Source organism: Rothia nasimurium (assembly GCF_928382285.1).
GTDB classification, from domain to species: Bacteria; Actinomycetota; Actinomycetes; order Actinomycetales; family Micrococcaceae; genus Rothia; species Rothia nasimurium_E.
The window spans coordinates 156,401-174,265 of sequence record NZ_CAKMSS010000004.1 but is presented as its reverse complement, the minus strand read 5'-3'; the positions used below and the strand labels follow the sequence as shown (position 1 = coordinate 174,265).

Sequence of the window (17,865 nt, the reverse complement as noted above, 5' to 3'; positions counted from 1 at the left end):
CATGGTTAGCAATGATGTTGACTTTTCACTATGACAACCCCATGCTTTAACCATGACCTGGACACCCGAACGCCTTACCGAAACCCTCAAACAGCTACGTCAGCGCCAAGGTGACACCACCACCATTGAAGTCAAAAAAGCCCAGGGAGGCATGCCGACCCGGCTAGGGGAAACCCTCTGTGCCTTTGCCAATATGCCTAGTGGCGGAACTATTATCCTAGGTGTCGACGAGAAGGCAGGGTTCACCGTTACCGGAGTACCCCAGGTTGCCCAGCTTGAAGCAGCAATCGCTGCACATAACCGAAACGATGTTATTCCGGCCCCGTATCTAGAGTTCACGTCCCTCTCCCCAGAAGAGGATGAGCTCGCTACCGTGCTCATTGTTGAAGTCCAGGGGCTCCCCATCACAGACAAGCCTGCCACCTACAAGGGCATATCGTATCTTCGTCAGTCAGACGGCGACTACGCCATGAACCCCGTAGAGTTGCGCATGATTGAGATTGCTAAACTCCACACTTCTGAGCACATTCGCTATGATGCCCAGCCTGCCCCCAACAGTACCAGGGCAGATTTAAACCCCCAGCTCGTTAAGAACTATCTGGAGCACACTCGGGCAAGCAGCAGGCGTATGCGGCAGCTAGAGGACGAAGATATTCTCAGGGCAACAGGTGTCTTAGATCCCCAGGGCACTCCCACTGTAGCGGGTGTGTACGGATTAGGTTTTTACCCGCAGGGCCCTGAACCTGCGCTCGGGGTGACCGCCGCCGTCCTCACCACCCGCAACGGCACGTCGCGAAGCCGCAATCTTGAGCATTTCGATGGAGCAGTGCCTGACCTGCTTGCGGACCTCACGAACTGGGTAGAGGCCAACCTCCCCACCTACCAGGTCTACAACAGCAGTGGGGAGCTTTACGACCAAACGGTTCTGCCCATGACCGCAGTGCGCGAGGTCATTGCCAATGCCCTAGTTCACCGCGACCTGAGCCCCCTGACGCTCAGCACCGGCAAATCTGTGCAGGTCCGTATCACAGAGCAGTGCCTCATCGTTGAGAGCCCCGGTGGTTTGCGGGGACTTTCTACCCACCAGCTCCTGAGCGAAGAACACGCTCAGGCAGCGGTCAATCAGAGGCTCTACCACCTGATGAAGAACAGTGAGACATCAGATGGGGCTCGGGTTATTGAGGGCGAGGGCGGAGGGATTCGGGAGGTCCAGCAGGCCCTCGAAGCAGCAGGAGCACCCGCCCCTATTTTTACCGATACCGGGGTCAAGTTTCGGGTGGTTCTCTGGTTTGCAGAACACCCTCTGCCTGTCCGCCAGGAACAACCTGTACGCCCAGCCCCGGTAGCCAACCCGAGCCCTCAGCCCCAAGCCCCTGCTCCGGTTCTACCCCAGGGAGTCGGCAAGAATACCCCTCTTATTGCACAGGCGCTTGCGTCCGGGCAGGTACTTACACGCGCTCAGCTTGCCAACCAGACTGGGCTCAGCCCCGCCCAGGTTCGCTACGCGGTAGAGCAGCTCCTTGATGCGGGCCTAGTTGCGATGGTGGGTGAGCGAGGACGCAAGGGAACCGGCTACCGCTGGGTGGTTTAGGACGACGCCGGGCAGTTCGGAGTGGTTGAGCCTGCCCAACACCAGATGGGGCAGCAGGGCTACCGCATAGCCACCGTAGGCCGAGTACAACTGCCAGCTGAGACCGGCTGCATACATGGAATTGAACCGGGTTTACCCCTAGTTTACAGTGGAGTCCATGACTCTCACCCAGGCCCTCATCGGTTTCGCCGGCATCGCTTTCCTCATCACGATTATCCCGGCCACAGACACCGCCCTGGTGTTGCGCTCCCTGGTCGCAGGGGGGCGGCGAAGCGCCTACGCCTGCGTCTTCGGCATCACCGCAGGCCTGCTCATTTGGGGTATCACCGCCGCAACCGGCCTAGCCGTGCTCATGGCCGCCGCTCCCCTGGTCTTTGACCTCATCACCGTGGCCGGTGGCCTCTACCTGATCTACCTGGGTATCAAGTTCCTGCTCAACCTCAGGCGCTGGGGGCAGGTGACCGCCCTCAAAACCGACCAAGCCGCCCTGGCCTCGTTGCCCGCACCTGCGGCGTCCTTACCCGGAGTTAACGGAGCGGACGCCCCCACCCCCGCTGGCGAACACAGGGTGGGTAAGGATTTTCTCGCCGGCTTCATTGCCAACATTCTCAACCCCAAAATCGCGGTCTTCTACATCGCCAGCGTGCCGCCCTTTATGGTCGCCAGCGTGCAACCCTTCATCATGGGAAGCCTACTAGCCCTCATCCACGGCGGCATTAACGTGCTCTGGTTTACCCTCATCATTTCGCTGGCCTCACTGGCCGTGAAGTGGCTACTGCACCCGCGCGCCACCCTCGTCATCGACGGCATCGCGGGGTCAGTGCTCCTGGTCTTTGGCGTGCTGATCCTGGTGGAGGCGGCGCACAAGCTACTCTAGAGAATTTAGAGCAGGTGGGTATACCGAAAGCCTGCTGGCTCGGGGCTGGCGTGAATCGCCCGTGAGCGCTAGCGAACCGGCGAGAGGGTCGCAGGCAGAGGTATACCCACCTGCTCAATACCTTTTTCTATAGCCCCAGCGCCTCCACAGCCCGGATCAGAGAGATATGGGCCAGGGCCTGGGGGAAGTTGCCGGTGAGGCGCTGCTGTTCAAAGTCGTACTCGGAGCTCATCAGCCCAAGATCGCTGGCGCAGTCCAGGACGGTGTCGATGAGGGTGCGTCCGTCCGCCTCCCGTCCGGAGCGGATGTACTGCTCTGCCAGCCAGAGGGAGGAGATGAAGTGGGGGTTGTCCTGCCCCTCAAAGCCGTCTTGGGAGTCGGAGTTGTCGTAGCGGTAAATCATGCCCGAGGAGTGGCGGATGGTCGCTTCGATACGTTCAACGGTTGCCAGCATGCGGGGGTCGTCCCAGTCAACCAGCCCAATTTGGGGTAGCTGCAGCAGGGAGGCGTCCACGGCTGTGCCACCGTAGGTGGAGACGAAGCAGCCCAGGTCGGCGTTGAAGCCGCGGCTCAGGATTTCATCGGCAACGGCGTCACGGCAGTGTTCCCAGGTGGCTGCGTCACCATCGAGCCCGAAGTCGCGCACGGCGGAAACGCCGGCGTCGAAGGCTGCCCAGAGCATGGCCTGGGAGTGGGTGTAGACGGCGGGTTCGCCGAAGGTCTCCCACATGGAGCGGTCGGTGTCGCCGATGCGTTCGGTGGCGGCGTTGAGCAGGGCCTTCTGGATGGGCCAGGAGAGGTGGTCTTCTGCTACGCCCGCTTCGCGCAGGTTGGCGAAGGTAACGAGCACCTGGCCCAGGGCGTCCCCCTGGAACTGGTCACCCGACCCGTTGCCGCTTCTGACCGGCTGGGAGCCCTCATAGCCGGGCAGGGCAAGGCGGCGCTCGATGTCGTCCTTTTCACCGGCCAGGCCGTAGACCGCGTGAATGCGGCGCGGGTTGTTGGCCAGAGCGCGCAGAATCCAGTTACGCAGCTGGGCGGTTTCGCGTTCGTGGCCGTGGGTGAGGGTTACGTCCATGGCCATGGCAACATCGCGCAGCCAGGTGAAACGGAAGTCGTAGTTACGTTTACCCCCAAGCACCTCCGGCAGAGAGGTGGTCACAGAGGCAACCAGGGCACCGGTTTCACGGGAAATCAGGGCACGTAGAACCAGCAGGGACCGCAGGCGGGCTTCCCGGTAGCGGGCGTTGGCCTCTTCGCGGTGATCCTCGGCGGTGGGGGCAACAACCTGGCTCGCAGCAGTTTGGGCCAGCTCATGGTAGGTGGCTTCGTCGACCTCGGGGGCGGCGGTGTTGGAGCCGGTTTCAAGCAGAAGTGAGGAGGTCTTAGCTTCTTCCAGCTCTTCAACCTCGCGCACCGCCGAAATAGCGGCCGGCTCTGTTTCTTGGGGGTCAGCTGCGCGGACGCCGGTGGGCACCTGCCCGCCCTCGGGCAGGTAGGCGGGGGCGGCGTCCTCATCTTCAGCCTCTGGCAGGGAGTCTGCGGGGCTGTAGAGATCGGACCACTCCTGCCACTGCTCCTGGGTGTAGGTCAGGGCCGTGGGGTAGTCCACCGGGGCAGGCGGATTGTGGTTAGACGCAAAGTAAGACAGGGTGAAGGTATAGCTCTGACCAGCAGAAACGGTGAAGGTTTCGGCCTTAGATTCGGGGTCGCCCTCAGGCAGGGAATCACCCCGGAAGACCAGGGCATGGGGGCCAGCCATACCCACCAGCATGTCGGCGGACGGGTCGGGGGCACCAGCAGCGTCCACCCCCTCATAGCGGGTAACCCAGGGAATCGTCTTACCGTAATCAAAGCGCAGGGCAAGCTCGTGATACATGGTGACCTCACCGGTCAAACCCTCCACGTTGCGCACAATCGTGGTGCCGCCCGAAAGCGGCATAAACTCGGTGACGCGCACCGACGCGTCCCCCACAAACCAGACGGTCTGCAGAATAAAGGTGTTCTCGCGGTAGGAACGCTCCGTGCGGATCTCTTCCACCGGGGCGGGGTTGACCGACTCAAGGGGAGCCAGCAGCCAGCGTCCGTGTTCCCGCTCCCCCAAAAGGGCCGCGAAGACCGCGCGGGAGTCAAAGCGCGGGGCGCAGAACCAGTCGATGGAGCCGCTTCGCGACACCAGCGCACCGGTATTCATATCTGAGAGCAGGGCGTAATCCTCGATGAAAGAAGCCATAGAACCAGTCTAACAGGGCGCTTAGTATCGACCGGCGGTGCTGAAGGTAATCGAAATTTTCATTAGCGCGTTCTTTTTCCGCACCTATGGCAATTTCGGTTACTTTCAAGAAACCACCCTCTTGTAAACATACCCCTAGGGGGTATATATTTAAGGCATGAGCGAAGAACACTGTGCCACCCACCAGGCCAGCCCGCACGAGGGGCACCAGCACGGCTACACCGCCGATAAGGACGCCTACCTCAAGCGCCTGCGCCGCATCGAGGGGCAGGTACGCGGCATCCAACGCATGGTCGACGAGGACGTCTACTGCATCGACATCCTCACCCAAGTCTCTGCCATCAACAAGGCCCTGCACAGCGTCTCCATCCAGTTACTGGAAGACCACGTGCGGCACTGCGTCGTCGAAGCTGCCACCCAGGCAGAAACCACAGGCGACACCGCCCCGCTCGACGACAAAATCAGTGAGGCCATGGCAGCCATTACCCGCCTGATTAAGAGCTAAACACGGCAGAAGCCCACCGCTTCCCGCCACCGCAAGTACGGGCGTCCGCGCCCCCTTACCTCATAAGGAGAAACCCCATGTCAGCAACCATCGTCAAGGCAACCGGCCTCACCTGCAACCACTGCGCCATGAGCGTGCGCGAAGAAATCGAAGAGATTGAGAACGTCACCGGCGTAGAGGTCGATGTGGTCAAGGACGGCGAATCCACCGTCACCATCAACCACACCGGCGACCTGGACGCCGCAGCCGTCTCAGCCGCCATCGAAGAGGCCGGCTTCACCCCCGTCGCCTAATCTCCTAGCGCGCTCTGCCGGCTCATTTTTCTTGGGCTCTGGAGGGCGGCTTTGCCCAGCGACCCTCTTGCTCCTCGCCTGGAGGCTCGTCGCAATTCACGCCAGCCCCGGAGCCAGCTGGGCGCCAGCCGCCCTCCATCGCCCGCGGGTGCGGGCGCGCGTCGGCAGCCAACTGGCTGGGGCTGGCATGAATCGCGCGCGAGCTTGCGAGCCCGCGAGAAGGTTAGTTGGCAGAGACGCACGTCCGCACCCCATAGGGAGAGGTGCTCGCCCCTGGGCAAAGCCGCCCTCCACAGCCCGCGATATATGCCCGGCCCCAAGCACCCTATAAGCACCAAACACATCAAGTGAAAGAAGGCATCATGCCAACCCAATCCACCGCTGAGGTTTTCACCGGTGACACCCGCATCGTGAATCTGAATGTGGGGGGTATGACCTGCGCGTCCTGCGTGGGGCGGGTGGAGCGCAAGCTCAAGAAAATTGGAGTGGACCCCTCGGTTAACCTTCCGTTGGAAACCGCCCGTGTGGTTGCGCCTGCCTCGGTCACTGACCAGCAGCTGATTGAGACCATCGAGAAGGCCGGCTACTCGGCCAGTCTCAAGCAGGACGCCGTGGAGCAGGCGGACGAGGCCGGGCAGGATTCGCTCGCCCCGCGCCTGTGGGTAGCGGCGCTCTTCACCCTGCCGGTCTTTCTGATGTCTATGTTTGCTACCTTCCAGTTCCCCCACTGGGGCTGGGTGGTCGCAGCCCTGACCCTACCGGTGGCCACCTGGGCAGCTATGCCCTTCCACCGCCCGGCCTGGACTAACCTGCGGCACGGCTCATTCACCATGGACACCCTCATTTCTCTGGGTGTGGTTGCCTCCTACGCTTTTTCGCTCTGGCAGCTGGCCATGGATCCGGCCATGACCGCCCATGCCGGCCACGGGGCGTCCGCAGGCGGGCACGGTATGGACCATATGCTCTACTTCGATGCCGCCGCCATGATTACCCTCTTCCTGCTGGCTGGCCGCACCATTGAACACCGTACCGCCCGGCGGTCCTCCCAGGCCCTGCGGGCCCTGCTGAACCTGGGAGCTAAATCGGCCACGGTGCTGCAGGGCGGGCGGGAAGTGCAGATTCCCGTCAAGGATTTGCTGCCCGGAGACACCTTTCTGGTGCGCCCCGGCGAGAAAATCGCGGTGGACGGCGAGGTTGTCGAAGGACGCTCGGCGGTGGATACTTCCCTGCTGACCGGTGAGTCTGTGCCGGTTGAGGTGGAAGTTGGGGACGCTGTTGTCGGGGCGACCGTCAATACGTCCGGCTCCCTGACGGTGCGGGCAACCCGGGTGGGGGCCGATACCGTGCTGGCCCAGATGAGCCGCACCGTGGCCGAGGCCCAGTCCACCAAGGCTCCTATCGCCCGCCTAGCAGATAGGGTTTCTGCGGTTTTTGTTCCGATTGTCATTGGGCTGGCCCTGGCCACCCTGGCAGGCTGGTTGTTGCTGACCGGCGACCTCAACGCTGCCTTTACCGCAGCCGTGTCGGTGCTGGTCATCGCCTGCCCCTGCGCCCTGGGTCTGGCTACCCCTACGGCCCTGCTGGCAGGCACCTCGCGCGGTTCCCAGCTGGGTATTCTGATTCGTTCAGCCCAGGTGCTCGAATCCACCAAGCACCTGCGCACCGTGGTGCTCGATAAAACCGGCACCGTCACCACCGGCGCCTTCACCCTGGCTGAGGTAACTCCCCTTGCGGGCTTTGAAGCCCAGGACGCAGGGCGTCTGCTCGTGGTGGCTGGGGCGGCTGAGAGCCGCTCTGAGCACCCCATTGCCCGGGCTATCACCCAGGCAGCCCAGGCGGCTGGAGCGGGTTCCTCTCTGCCTGAAGTCACCGCCTTTGAGTCAGCCCCCGGCGGGGGTGTGCGAGCCACCCTGCTGGAAGAGGTTTCCTCGGGTGAAAGCCGAGAAATCACGGCTCTAGTGGGTCAGGCCAGCTTCTTGGCTGCCGAAGGTATCGAGCTGAGCGAAGCCCACACCCACGCCCTACTGGCCGGGCAGGAGGCCGGGCGCACCACCGTCGTCCTTGCTCTCAACGGGCAACCCGCGGCCCTGCTGGCCCTGCAAGATACCCCCAAGCCGGGGGCGTCCGAAGCCCTGGCAGAACTCAAGGAGCTGGGGCTCACCCCGGTTCTACTGACCGGGGACGCCGAACCCGTCGCCCGTGCGGTAGCTGCCCGGGTGGGCATTGACTCCGCGAATGTTTATGCGGGAGTTAGCCCCTCCGATAAGCTGGCCACCATCACCCGCCTACAAGAGGGCGGGGTGGGGGTCGCCATGGTGGGCGACGGTGTGAATGACGCAGCCGCCCTGGCCAAGGCCGATGTAGGCGTGGCCATGGGGTCGGGCACCGACGTGGCTATGGAGGCTGCCGACATGACCATTGTGCGCAGCGACCTAAGCTCACTGCCGACAGCCATTCGACTCTCGCGGGCCACCTTGCGACTCATTAAGAGCAACCTCTTCTGGGCCTTTGCCTATAACACGGTGGCTATTCCGGTGGCAGCAGCCGGCCTGCTCAACCCCATGATTGCAGCAGCAGCCATGGCCTTCTCCTCAGTCTTCGTGGTACTCAACTCCACCCGACTGCTCCGCTTTTCCTAACACCCCAACCAACGCCCCAGGAGGCACCTATGAAAACCCTACCCACCCGCGTCCTCGCCCTCGCTGCCCTATCTCTGCTGGCTCTGACCGCCTGCGGGTCCAACGAGTCAAATGCTAAAAACGAGGCTGAGGCTCTGGTCTCGTCAGCTGCCGCAGCCCACGCTGATCACGCCAACCACCCGACAGATGGCGGGCCCGCACCTGCCGGTATCGCTGAAGCATCAGACCCCACCTACCCGGTTGGCACCGAGGTTGTTCTCGCCGCTGACCACATGAGTGGTATGGACGGGGCTACCGCCACCATCGTGGGCGCCTACCAGACCTACACCTACTCGGTGAACTACACCCCTACCGATGGCTCTGACCCCGTCACCGACCACAAGTGGGTTGTGCAGGAAGAACTGGCGGACGCCGGGAGTGAGCGCCTTTCCGACGGCGCCCCCGTGACCATCGAGGCTGAGCACATGACCGGTATGCAGGGAGCTGAGGGGACGGTTGAATCATCCACCGATGAGACCGTTTATATGGTGGACTTCACTGCCGGTGGTATGACCATGAAGAACCATAAGTGGGTCACTGAATCCGAGATTGAAGGGGTCAAGTAACTCCTCATTCTCAAGGGGACCGCAAAACTTCAAAAGGACCGCATATTATGCGGTCCTTTTGAAGTTTTGCGGTCCCCTTGCTAGGGGCGGGGTTAGAGCGCGGGCTTAATATCGCGGACGATTGCCTCCAGCTGGCGCAGGTTGAAGTCCACTCCCAGCATGTTGGGAATGGTCACCAGCAGGGTATCTGCCTCTGCCACAGCCTCGTCTTGGGCCAGTTCCTCGGCGATTTTGTCGGGCTCACCAATGTAGCTCTTACCGAAGCGGGAGACAGCACCGTCCAGAATACCGACCTGGTCTTGCCCCTCAGCCTGAGCACGCAGGCCGAAGTAGTAGTTACTCTGCTCATCGATAATCGGGATAATCGAGCGCGAAACCGAAGTGCGCGGGGTGCCCTCGTGCCCGGTGTCCGCCCAAGCCTGCTTGAAGATACGTAGCTGCTCGGCCTGCAGCTGGTCAAAGGGCACACCGGTATCTTCCAGCAGCAGGGTGGAGGACATCAGGTTCATGCCCTGCTCGCCGGTCCAGCGGGCGGTGTCGCGGGTGCCAGCGCCCCACCAGATACGACGGGGCAGGCCGGGTGACTGGGGCGTAATCGGATCGAGCTGGGTGGGGTCAGAAACGCTCTGGGCGATACCCTTCCCGGCGATGGCCTCGCGGAAGAGGGCGGTGTGACGGCGAGCCATGTCAGACTCGTCCTCCCCCTCGGCAGGTAGGTAGCCGAAGTGGGCAAAGCCCTTGTAGACGGTCTCGGGTGAGCCGCGGGAGATACCCAGCTGTAGGCGCTCGTTACCGGCAATGAGGTCGACCATGGCTGCCTGCTCTGCCATGTAGAGCGGGTTTTCATAGCGCATATCGATGACGCCGGTGCCCAGCTCGATGGTGGAGGTGCGGGCCCCTGCGGCGGCCAGTAGGGGGAAGGGGGACATCTGTTGCTGGGCGAAGTGGTGGACGCGGTAGAAGGCCCCATCCAGCCCGATGTCTTCAGCGCCGACCGCTAGATCGATGGCTTGGTGGAGCATGTCGGCGCCGGTGCGGGTTTTGGATCCGGGGTAGTCACCGTAGTGGCCGAAGGAGAGGAAGCCTATTTTAGGTGCCACGGTTGTATGCCTTTCAGGTTGATTGCCCTTACAGGCATTACTTTACCAGGAAAGCATTGCGGGCGATAGGGAGATGCCGTCGGAAAAGTGCAAGTGCCCGTCACTTTTCATACGGCAGTTGCACTTTTCGAAGGGATGCAAGGCATTTTTCCTATCAAAGGCTAAGTCAAAAAATAAACCGCATGAAGTAGACAGACAAGCCAGCTAGCGCCCCAGTTTAGCCAGTAGCCGGTCGTGGTAGAAAGGCGGGTAGCAGCCTGTTTCTACCACCGCCTGCATGGCGGCACGGTCACCCATAGCGGCTGCAAAGGCCTGCCCCATAGTCACCTCGTGATCGGGGGCAGGTAGAAAAGTAATAGTATCCCCGGCTGTAATCGTACCCGGCTCAATCACCCGGAGGTAGGCACCGGCGTCCTGATGCTCGGTAAAGGTTTTTACCCAGCCTTTTTGACCCAGCCAGTCGGCAAAGGTGCGGCAGGGCTGGCGTGGCACCGACACCTCAAGCACAGCGGAACCCACCGCCAGACGCTGGTTGACGAGCACCTGTGCCCAAACAATTCCGGAAGTTGTGAGGTTCTCGCCAAACTGCCCATTCCCCAGAGGGCGGCCTAGTCGTTCTGACCAGTAATCCAGTTCCTCTCGGGCAAAAGCGTAAACCGCCTTGTCAGCACCGCCGTGATGCTTGGCGTCCCCCACAAAGTCTCCAATCACACCAGAGCCATTGCCGTAGCCGGGCGCCGGGGCGAAGACATCCAGCGAACCTACCGACTGCTTATTGATGCCGGTAGCGCCCTTACCTGTCGGGTTGGGCATCTTAGTACCAAGGTTGGTAGATAGGACGCTCGCGACTGCAGCAGACAGGCCGGGGGCGGTAGGGGTTAGGCGACTCTTATTCATACCCTCAAGATACCCCTTGAAAAGTGCAACTGCCCGTCACTTTTGACAGGGAAGTTGCACTTTTCGGAGGGCATGAAGCTTTAGCGGTGCTTAAAATCTGCCTCCCGCTTCTCCACAAAAGCAGCCATGCCCTCTTTCTGATCCTCTGTAGCAAAAAGAGCGTGGAAGGTGCGACGCTCAAACTGGATACCCTGGGCCAGGGTGGTCTCAAAAGCGGCGTTAACGGCCTCCTTGCAGACCTGGGCCACGAACTTTGACTTAGAAGCGATGGTTTCTGCCATCTCAAGGGCAGTGGGAAGGACGTCAGCGTCCTGCTCCACCAGGCGGGAGACCAGCCCCGCTCGCTCAGCCTCGTCCGCCCCCATAAAGCGCCCGGTCAGGCAGAGGTCCATGGCCTTGGCCTTACCGACAGCGCGGGTCAGGCGCTGGGAGCCACCCATACCGGGAATGACCCCCAGGTTGATTTCGGGCTGGCCAAACTTGGTGGAAGGCCCAGCCACCAGCATGTCAGCCATCATGGCCAACTCACAGCCACCACCCAGGGCATAGCCGTTCACGGCAGCCACGATGGGGGTGCGCAGGCGGGTGAGGTTGTCCCAGTGGGCAAACCAGTCGGCCGCGTACATGCTGGCGTAGGTCTGGGATGACATCTCCTTGATATCGGCACCGGCGGCAAACGCTTTTTCGCTACCGGTCAGGACGATGGCCCCCACCTCGGGTGAGCGGTCGAAGTCGGTTGCGGCGGCAACAACCTCGCGCATGGTGGCATCGTTGAGGGCGTTGAGGGCCTTGGGGCGGTTGAGGGTAATCAGCCCTACCCGGCCGCGGGTTTCAACCAGAATGTTCTCGTAGGTAGTCACGGGTGTTTCTCCTTGCTGTGGGCGGGTTAGATACCTGAGACGGGTGAGCCGTCGGCCTCGCGAATGGCGTTAATGACATCTGAGAAGTCCTTGGTGCCACGCCCTTCTTCTACCAGGTGAGTATAGATATCTGCGGCGTGCTTGCCGAGTTCACCGTTGACCCCTGCGGTGTCGAGGGCAGCAACTGCCAGGCCCATATCCTTGCTCATGAGGGCGGTAGCGAAGCCCGGTTCGTAGTCGCGGTTGGCAGGCGACCCGGGCACGGGGCCGGGCACCGGGCAGTTGACGTTGACCGCCCAGCAGTAGCCGGACGAAGTGGAAATGACGTCGTAGAGCACCTGGGCATCAAGCCCCAGACGCTCACCCAGCACGAAGGCCTCAGAGGCTCCCACCATGGTGATACCCAGCAGCATGTTGTTGCAGATTTTGGCGGCCTGGCCGGTGCTGTTGGTGCCGCAGTGCACCACCTTCTTGCCCATCACCTCAAGTAGGGGGCGAACCTGGTCTACGTCTGCCTCAGCGCCACCCACCATGAAGGTGAGGGTGCCCTGTTCGGCCCCCACCATACCGCCGGAGACCGGGGCATCGACGGCCCGCATGCCGGCCTGCACAGCTAGGTCGGCTGCCTGGCGGGCGTGCTCTACCTCGATGGTGGAGCAGTCCACGAAGAGGGTGCCGGGCTTAGCCGCTGCCAGCAGACCGCCCTGCCCCTCGCGTCCGCCGTAGGCTCCCAGAACGTGCTGGCCAGCAGGCAGCATAGTGATGACGATATCGGCCTGAGCGGCGGCTTCTTCACCGCTGGCAGCGACCTGGATTCCGCGGTCACGGGCGGCATCGAGCGCTGCGGGCACCAGGTCGAAGCCATGCACGGTGTAGCCTGCAGAAACCAGGTTGGCTGCCATGTAGCCGCCCATGTGCCCCAGGCCGATAAAAGCAATAGTGGGTGTGGTGGTCATCTTCTTCTCCCTTATAAGGTGGGCTATTCTGTCTCGTCGGTTCCGAGGTGAGGCCTAGCGGGGGGTCATGCGCAGGGCGCCGTCCATGCGGATTGTTTCGCCGTTGATGTAGTCATGCTCGGCGATAAAAACAGCCAGGTCGGCGTATTCGGCAGGAGCTGCAAGGCGCTGCGGGAAAGGCACGTTTTTAGCCAGCTCTTCACGGAACTCTTCGGTGATACCGGCCATGAGCGGGGTATCAACAATGCCCGGGGCGATGGTGTTCACGCGGATTCCTGAGCTGGCCAGATCGCGGGCGGCAGGCAGAGTGAGAGCAACGACCCCACCCTTAGAGGCCGCGTAGGCTATCTGACCAATCTGCCCCTCATAGGCGGCGATAGAGGCGGTGTTGATAATGACGCCCCGCCCGGCTGTGCCTTCCACCGGCTCCTGGGTGGCCATCAGGGCCGCCCCGGCCGTGAGCACATTGAACGTGCCATTGAGGTTAATGCTGACGGTTTTAGCGAAGAGGGCGGGGTCGTGCGGCCCCCTTTTGGAGAGGACGCGGGCCCCCGGGGCGATACCGGCACAGTTGACTACGGTACGCAGGGGGCGCTCGTCCTGCCCCACCTGCTCGAAGGCAGCTTCAACGGCAGCGTAGTCGGTGACGTCGCCGGGCAGGAAGGTAACGCCATCAACCTCCCCGGCCTTCTCGATACCGGCGGGAAGGTCGAGGCCGTAGACGTGCACGCCGCGGGCAACCAGAGCGCGGGCGGTTGCTGCTCCGATACCCGAGGCTGCGCCCGTGACCAGGGCGGTGGTGTTGGTGAGATCCATGGTGCTCTCTTTCAGGTGGGAGGTGAGGGGTTTAGACGAAGGCTGAGTAGCCGGTCAGGGCCCGGCCCACGATAAGGGAGTTGATTTCGTAGGTGCCCTCGTAGGTGTAGAGGATTTCGGCGTCCCCAAAGAACTTGGCCATCTCGTAGTCGGTGGTCATGCCGTTGCCGCCCTGGATTTCCCGGCCCAGCCAGGCGCTCTGCCGGGCCAGCTTGGTGGTGGTGGCCTTGGCCATGGCGGCGTGAACCATGTCGAGGGTTCCGTTTTCTTGCATGCGGGCGCAGTTCATCATGAGCCCCAGGGCCGCCTGGGTGTTGCTCATAATTTCTGCGATGTTCTTCTGGATGAGCTGGAACTTAGCCAGGGGCTTGCCGAACTGCTGGCGGGTGATGGCGTAGTCGCGGGCGATATCGAAGATACCCAGCTGAATACCGTAGCCCTGCCAGCCCACCCAGGCGCGGGAGTTGCGCAGCATCTCGTTGGCGGCGTCGAAGTTGACGGCACCGGGCAGGTGGGCACTAGCGGGCACCTTCACGTCGGTGAGGGTGATGTGGGCGTTCTGCATGACGCGCAGGCCAATCTTGTTGCGAATCTTCTCGGCCTCATAGCCGGGGGCGTCGGTGGGTACGATGAAGGCCTTAATCTGCTGGTCGGCGGTATCACGGGCCCAGACCAGGGCGAAGTCGGCGATGGTACCCATGCCAATCCAGCGTTTTTCGCCGTTGATGACCCAGTTTTCGCCGTCAAAGGTGGCACTGGTTTCGAGGCCGCCAGCGATATCGGAGCCGTGGTCGGGCTCGGTCAGGGCAAAGGCACCGGTGAGTTCAAAGCTTTCGAGTTTCGAGAGCATCTCGGCTTTCTGCTCGTTGGAGCCGAGAATGTTGATCATACCGAGCACCAGCTCGTTGTGAATACCGACCAGGGCTGAGAGCGAGACATCTACCCGGGTTACTTCTGCGTAGACCAGGCCGCGGAAGAGCCAGGAGGTGCCGCTGGTTTCAAGGCGGGCCAGGCCCACTTCAGCCATGCCTTCAAGCAGATGCAGGGGGAATTCTTCGGTGTTCCAGTAGTCAACGATTTGGGGGCGTACTTCTTCTTGCAGGTAGGTGCGGATGCGCAAGAACCACTCTTTTTCGTGGTCGGGTAGCAGGTTGAGGACGCCGAAGGGGTCGATGTCGGGGAAGGGCAGGGGCTTTTCGGGTGGGTTTTTGACCATTCCGCGGATGTGGGTGTTCATAGGGTAGCTCTCCTGTGCAACGTCGTCGTGTGCAACTCACGGGCGGGGTTCACCCGCGCTTCTTGTGTGAGTCAAGCCATATTTAGCTCTGAATGTACTCCACCTTGGGGGCCGCCGGGTAGCTTTTGGGGGAATTAATTGGTTCGTTACGCGCAGACAGGCTCACTGTCGTTGATTTTTCCACAGGGTCTTGGCAGGGGCGCCACCCCTCCCCTATAGTGACTCACAGCACCCAATCGTGACCCATGCCACTATTTTTGTGTGGTTTATTGCCGAAAGAGGTTACTCATGAGCGTTACCGAAGAGTTCCGCACCATTCGCGATCAGCTTGTTGCCCTGCGCGAGGACTATGCCGCCGCGCGCGAACAGTTCACCTGGCCCCGGTTTGAGCATTTCAACTTCGCCCTCGACTGGTTTGATCAGGTAGCTGCTAGCGAGGAACGCAAGGACGCCCCCGCCCTGATTATCGCGGAGCAGGACGGTTCCAGCGTGAGCGTGAGCTATGCAGAAATGTCTCAGCGGTCATCGCAGGTGGCTAACTGGCTACGGTCGGTAGGCGTGAAACGCGGCGACCGTGTGATTCTCATGCTGGGCAACCAGGTAGAGCTCTGGGAGCTTATGCTCGCCGGCATTAAGCTGGGCGTTATTCTCATGCCCTCCACCGAGATGCTTGAGCCGGTTGACCTCGACGAACGCATCAGCCGTGGCACGGTCGAATGGGTCATTACCAACAGCAAGAACGTGCCCAAATTCGAGCGAGTTGAGGGCAACTTCACCGTGATCGAAACAGACGGTAAGACCGAGGGGGCCCTGACCAAGCACCCCCACCTGAATTACCTGGACGCGGCGTCTGCTCCCACCGATTTCACTCCGGACGCCCCCACCCGGGGCGACGAGCCCCTGCTCTGGTACTTCACCTCGGGCACCACCTCGCGGGCCAAGATGGTGGAGCACACCCACACCTCTTACCCTGTAGGCCACCTTTCCACCATGTACTGGATTGGTATGGGCCCCGGTGATGTTCACCTGAACGTAGCTTCCCCCGGCTGGGCCAAGCATGCCTGGTCCAATATTTTTACCCCCTGGATTGCTGAGGCAACCGTCTTTATCTACAACTACTCCCGCTTCGACGCTGCTGCCCTCATGCAGAACATGGAGAAGTTCGGGGTCACCAGCTTCTGCGCCCCGCCCACCGTCTGGCGCATGCTCATTCAGGCTGACCTGAGCCAGCTGGCAACCCCGCCCACCAAGGTCGTTGCCGCAGGTGAACCGCTGAACCCCGAAGTAATTTCCAAGGTGAAAACCGCCTGGGGTGTGGATATTCGAGACGGCTTTGGGCAGACCGAATCCACCGTGCAGATTGCCAATACACCCGGCCAGCCCATCAAGATTGGCGCTATGGGCAAGCCCCTGCCTGGCTACGACATTGTGCTGATTGACCCGGCTACCGATGAGATTTCTGAAACCGAGGGTGAGATCTGCATCCGCCTGGGCGATGCCCGCCCGCTGGGCCTGATGACCCAGTACAAGGGGGACCCCGAAAAAACCGAGGACACCATGCGCGGGGGCTTCTACCACACCGGCGATATTGCCGAGCGGGACGAGAACGGGGTGCTCACCTATGTGGGCCGCGCCGACGACGTCTTCAAGGCCTCCGACTACAAGCTCTCCCCCTTTGAGCTGGAATCCGTGGTCATTGAGCACCCGGCTGTGGCTGAGGCTGCGGTGGTTCCCTCACCCGACGAGATCCGCCTGGCTGTGCCCAAGGCCTACATTGTGCTGGCCGCTGGGCACGAGCCGACGGCTGAGACCGCGAAGGATATTCTCAAGTACGCCCGCGACCACCTGGCCGCCTACAAGCGGGTGCGCCGCATCGAGTTCTACGAGCTGCCCAAGACTATTTCGGGCAAGATTCGCCGTGTGGAACTGCGGGCCCGTGAGAACGAGTTCCACGGCCGCCACGGCGAGAAGACCGCCGCAGCTCTGGCCGCCCGCACCACCACCGAGGGCTACGGCCACGAGTTCGCCGACACGGACTTCCCGGATCTCAAGGGCTAGGCAAATCTTTCTCTACAACGAATGTGACTCATATTCCCAAGCGGGCGTTAAAACAACACCCTTTCGGGAATATGAGTCACATTCGTGGTGGGGTGACTGCATCTTTAGGCTAGACCCAGCTCCCCCGCCTTCGTGGGGGTGAAGAAGGCCAGGACGCTCTCGCGCGAGACCTCCGCCAGGCTGGCCGGGGACCACTGCGGGTTGCGGTCCTTATCGACCACTTGGGCCCGGATACCCTCACGCATATCGTGATGGGTCAGGGCATTACAGGAGGTCACAAAGTCCTGATTCAGGGTTTCTGCCAGGCTCTGGCTACCGGCCCGGCGCACAGCTTCCAGGGCCACCTTCATACCGGTCGGCCCGTTCTTCTGCAGGGCCGCCAGAACCGTACCGGCGAACTCGGCGCCGCCTGCCCCCGAATCAGCCACCGCCTGGACCTTCTCAAGGATTTCCTCAACGGTATCAGCGGCAAAAGCACCCTCAACCCAGTGGGCGTTCTCCACGAGCTGGGAGGCAGGTGCATCAGCCGCAAAGCCCTCAATGACGCGGGTGACGGCGTCCGCCCCCTCAGCATTCTCAAGGGCAGCAACCAGATCATCGAGCTTCTCAGACGGCACGAAATAGTCGGCCATACCGACGGCGAGCGCGTCCGCCCCGGTCACGTGCAGGCCGGTGACGGCCATGAGGGTGCCCAGGTTCTGCGGGGCGCGGGCCAGGATGTTGAGACCGCCCACGTCGGGGCAGAAGCCGATAACGGTTTCGGGCATACCGGTGCGGGTGCGTTCGGTGACGATGCGGTGGGAGCTATGGGCTGAAACGCCAACGCCGCCGCCCAGCACCAGGCCGTCCATGAGGGAGATGAAGGGCTTGGGGTAGCGGGCGATGCGCAGGTCGAGCGTGTACTCCACACGGAAGAAGTCCACGCCCTGAGCCGGGTCTTCGCCGGTGGCCTTGTAGAGGGCTACCACGTCGCCACCAGCGCAGAGTCCCCGCTCGCCAGCTCCGCGCAGGAGGACGGCGGTAATGCCGGAATCCTGCTCGAAGTCGTCCAGGGCTGCGTTCATCAGCTCCATCATCTCGGCGTTGAGGGCATTGACCGCGCGTGGGCGGTTCAGGGTGATAACCCCCAGGCTGCCGCGTTTTTCGGTCAGGACGCTCTCGGTCGGCTGGGTGCCGGGCGTATCGGTCACGGTGGGCC

At 61.9% G+C, this 17,865-nt stretch carries 15 protein-coding genes; 7 read left to right on the top strand and 8 right to left on the bottom strand.

Features of this window, described 5'->3' with window-relative positions; all coding sequences use genetic code 11:
• The first annotated feature begins 52 nt into the window (after positions 1–52).
• Together L6758_RS06485 and L6758_RS06480 are read left to right on the top strand one after the other, a co-directional pair.
• On the top strand, positions 53–1,591 hold the full coding sequence (locus tag L6758_RS06485; protein ID WP_237205195.1) for an ATP-binding protein: 1,539 nt from the start codon (positions 53–55) through the stop codon (positions 1,589–1,591).
• 157 nt (positions 1,592–1,748) lie between these two features.
• Positions 1,749–2,468 carry a LysE family translocator gene (locus tag L6758_RS06480; protein WP_237205194.1) on the top strand — a complete coding sequence of 240 codons (720 nt, stop codon included), beginning with the start codon at positions 1,749–1,751 and terminating at the stop codon, positions 2,466–2,468.
• Positions 2,469–2,595: 127 nt separating this feature from the next.
• Here the strand turns inward: L6758_RS06480 and L6758_RS06475 are convergent, their stop codons facing one another.
• On the bottom strand, positions 2,596–4,701 hold the full coding sequence (locus L6758_RS06475; protein ID WP_237205193.1) for a glycoside hydrolase family 15 protein: 2,106 nt from the start codon (positions 4,699–4,701) through the stop codon (positions 2,596–2,598).
• A gap of 157 nt (positions 4,702–4,858) precedes the next feature.
• On the opposite strand from L6758_RS06475, the gene L6758_RS06470 reads away from it, so the two are divergent.
• From L6758_RS06470 to L6758_RS06455, 4 genes are all read left to right on the top strand, one after another.
• Positions 4,859–5,206: a metal-sensitive transcriptional regulator gene (locus L6758_RS06470; RefSeq protein ID WP_237186745.1), complete on the top strand. Its 348-nt coding sequence runs from the start codon at positions 4,859–4,861 to the stop codon at positions 5,204–5,206.
• 77 nt (positions 5,207–5,283) lie between these two features.
• Positions 5,284–5,499, top strand: a complete 216-nt coding sequence (locus L6758_RS06465; protein WP_237186744.1) for a heavy-metal-associated domain-containing protein — start codon at positions 5,284–5,286, stop codon at positions 5,497–5,499.
• A 362-nt stretch (positions 5,500–5,861) separates the two neighbouring features.
• Entirely contained in the window at positions 5,862–8,138 is a 2,277-nt protein-coding gene (locus L6758_RS06460; RefSeq protein ID WP_237205192.1) for a heavy metal translocating P-type ATPase, read from the top strand.
• Positions 8,139–8,167: 29 nt separating this feature from the next.
• The gene (locus tag L6758_RS06455) at positions 8,168–8,743 is read left to right on the top strand and encodes a YdhK family protein (RefSeq protein ID WP_237205190.1); all 576 of its coding nucleotides are present in this window, start codon (positions 8,168–8,170) and stop codon (positions 8,741–8,743) included.
• A 92-nt stretch (positions 8,744–8,835) separates the two neighbouring features.
• Here L6758_RS06455 and L6758_RS06450 read toward each other — a convergent pair whose 3' ends face one another.
• The 6 genes from L6758_RS06450 to L6758_RS06425 all read right to left on the bottom strand — a co-directional run bounded on the left by L6758_RS06450 (position 8,836) and on the right by L6758_RS06425 (position 14,609).
• Complete coding sequence (locus tag L6758_RS06450) at positions 8,836–9,843, bottom strand: LLM class flavin-dependent oxidoreductase (RefSeq protein WP_237205189.1); 1,008 nt, start codon at positions 9,841–9,843, stop codon at positions 8,836–8,838.
• A 204-nt stretch (positions 9,844–10,047) separates the two neighbouring features.
• Positions 10,048–10,740: an MOSC domain-containing protein gene (locus L6758_RS06445; RefSeq protein WP_237205188.1), complete on the bottom strand. Its 693-nt coding sequence runs from the start codon at positions 10,738–10,740 to the stop codon at positions 10,048–10,050.
• Positions 10,741–10,820: 80 nt separating this feature from the next.
• Entirely contained in the window at positions 10,821–11,600 is a 780-nt protein-coding gene (locus L6758_RS06440) for an enoyl-CoA hydratase (RefSeq protein ID WP_237205187.1), read from the bottom strand.
• A 26-nt stretch (positions 11,601–11,626) separates the two neighbouring features.
• On the bottom strand, positions 11,627–12,556 hold the full coding sequence (mmsB, locus tag L6758_RS06435; protein WP_237205186.1) for a 3-hydroxyisobutyrate dehydrogenase: 930 nt from the start codon (positions 12,554–12,556) through the stop codon (positions 11,627–11,629).
• Positions 12,557–12,610: 54 nt separating this feature from the next.
• On the bottom strand, positions 12,611–13,372 hold the full coding sequence (locus tag L6758_RS06430; RefSeq protein ID WP_237205185.1) for an SDR family oxidoreductase: 762 nt from the start codon (positions 13,370–13,372) through the stop codon (positions 12,611–12,613).
• 31 nt (positions 13,373–13,403) lie between these two features.
• Positions 13,404–14,609, bottom strand: coding sequence for an acyl-CoA dehydrogenase family protein (locus tag L6758_RS06425; protein WP_237198308.1), 1,206 nt, complete (start codon positions 14,607–14,609; stop codon positions 13,404–13,406).
• A gap of 288 nt (positions 14,610–14,897) precedes the next feature.
• Between L6758_RS06425 and L6758_RS06420 the strand changes: the two genes are divergently transcribed.
• Complete coding sequence (locus L6758_RS06420; protein WP_237205184.1) at positions 14,898–16,667, top strand: AMP-binding protein; 1,770 nt, start codon at positions 14,898–14,900, stop codon at positions 16,665–16,667.
• 104 nt (positions 16,668–16,771) lie between these two features.
• On the opposite strand, the gene L6758_RS06415 is transcribed toward L6758_RS06420, so the two are convergent.
• Positions 16,772–17,857 carry an enoyl-CoA hydratase/isomerase family protein gene (locus tag L6758_RS06415; RefSeq protein ID WP_237205183.1) on the bottom strand — a complete coding sequence of 362 codons (1,086 nt, stop codon included), beginning with the start codon at positions 17,855–17,857 and terminating at the stop codon, positions 16,772–16,774.
• Between the last annotated feature and the right edge of the window lie 8 nt (positions 17,858–17,865).

What these genes read in the sequence shown, in the direction of transcription:
- L6758_RS06485 (WP_237205195.1), top strand. Translation starts at nt 53, where the DNA reads ATGACCTGGACACCCGAACGCCTTACCGAAACCCTCAAACAGCTACGT.
- L6758_RS06480 (WP_237205194.1), top strand. Translation starts at nt 1,749, where the DNA reads ATGACTCTCACCCAGGCCCTCATCGGTTTCGCCGGCATCGCTTTCCTC.
- L6758_RS06475 (WP_237205193.1), bottom strand. Translation starts at nt 4,701, where the DNA reads ATGGCTTCTTTCATCGAGGATTACGCCCTGCTCTCAGATATGAATACC.
- L6758_RS06470 (WP_237186745.1), top strand. Translation starts at nt 4,859, where the DNA reads ATGAGCGAAGAACACTGTGCCACCCACCAGGCCAGCCCGCACGAGGGG.
- L6758_RS06465 (WP_237186744.1), top strand. Translation starts at nt 5,284, where the DNA reads ATGTCAGCAACCATCGTCAAGGCAACCGGCCTCACCTGCAACCACTGC.
- L6758_RS06460 (WP_237205192.1), top strand. Translation starts at nt 5,862, where the DNA reads ATGCCAACCCAATCCACCGCTGAGGTTTTCACCGGTGACACCCGCATC.
- L6758_RS06455 (WP_237205190.1), top strand. Translation starts at nt 8,168, where the DNA reads ATGAAAACCCTACCCACCCGCGTCCTCGCCCTCGCTGCCCTATCTCTG.
- L6758_RS06445 (WP_237205188.1), bottom strand. Translation starts at nt 10,740, where the DNA reads ATGAATAAGAGTCGCCTAACCCCTACCGCCCCCGGCCTGTCTGCTGCA.
- mmsB (WP_237205186.1), bottom strand. Translation starts at nt 12,556, where the DNA reads ATGACCACCACACCCACTATTGCTTTTATCGGCCTGGGGCACATGGGC.
- L6758_RS06430 (WP_237205185.1), bottom strand. Translation starts at nt 13,372, where the DNA reads ATGGATCTCACCAACACCACCGCCCTGGTCACGGGCGCAGCCTCGGGT.
- L6758_RS06425 (WP_237198308.1), bottom strand. Translation starts at nt 14,609, where the DNA reads ATGAACACCCACATCCGCGGAATGGTCAAAAACCCACCCGAAAAGCCC.
- L6758_RS06420 (WP_237205184.1), top strand. Translation starts at nt 14,898, where the DNA reads ATGAGCGTTACCGAAGAGTTCCGCACCATTCGCGATCAGCTTGTTGCC.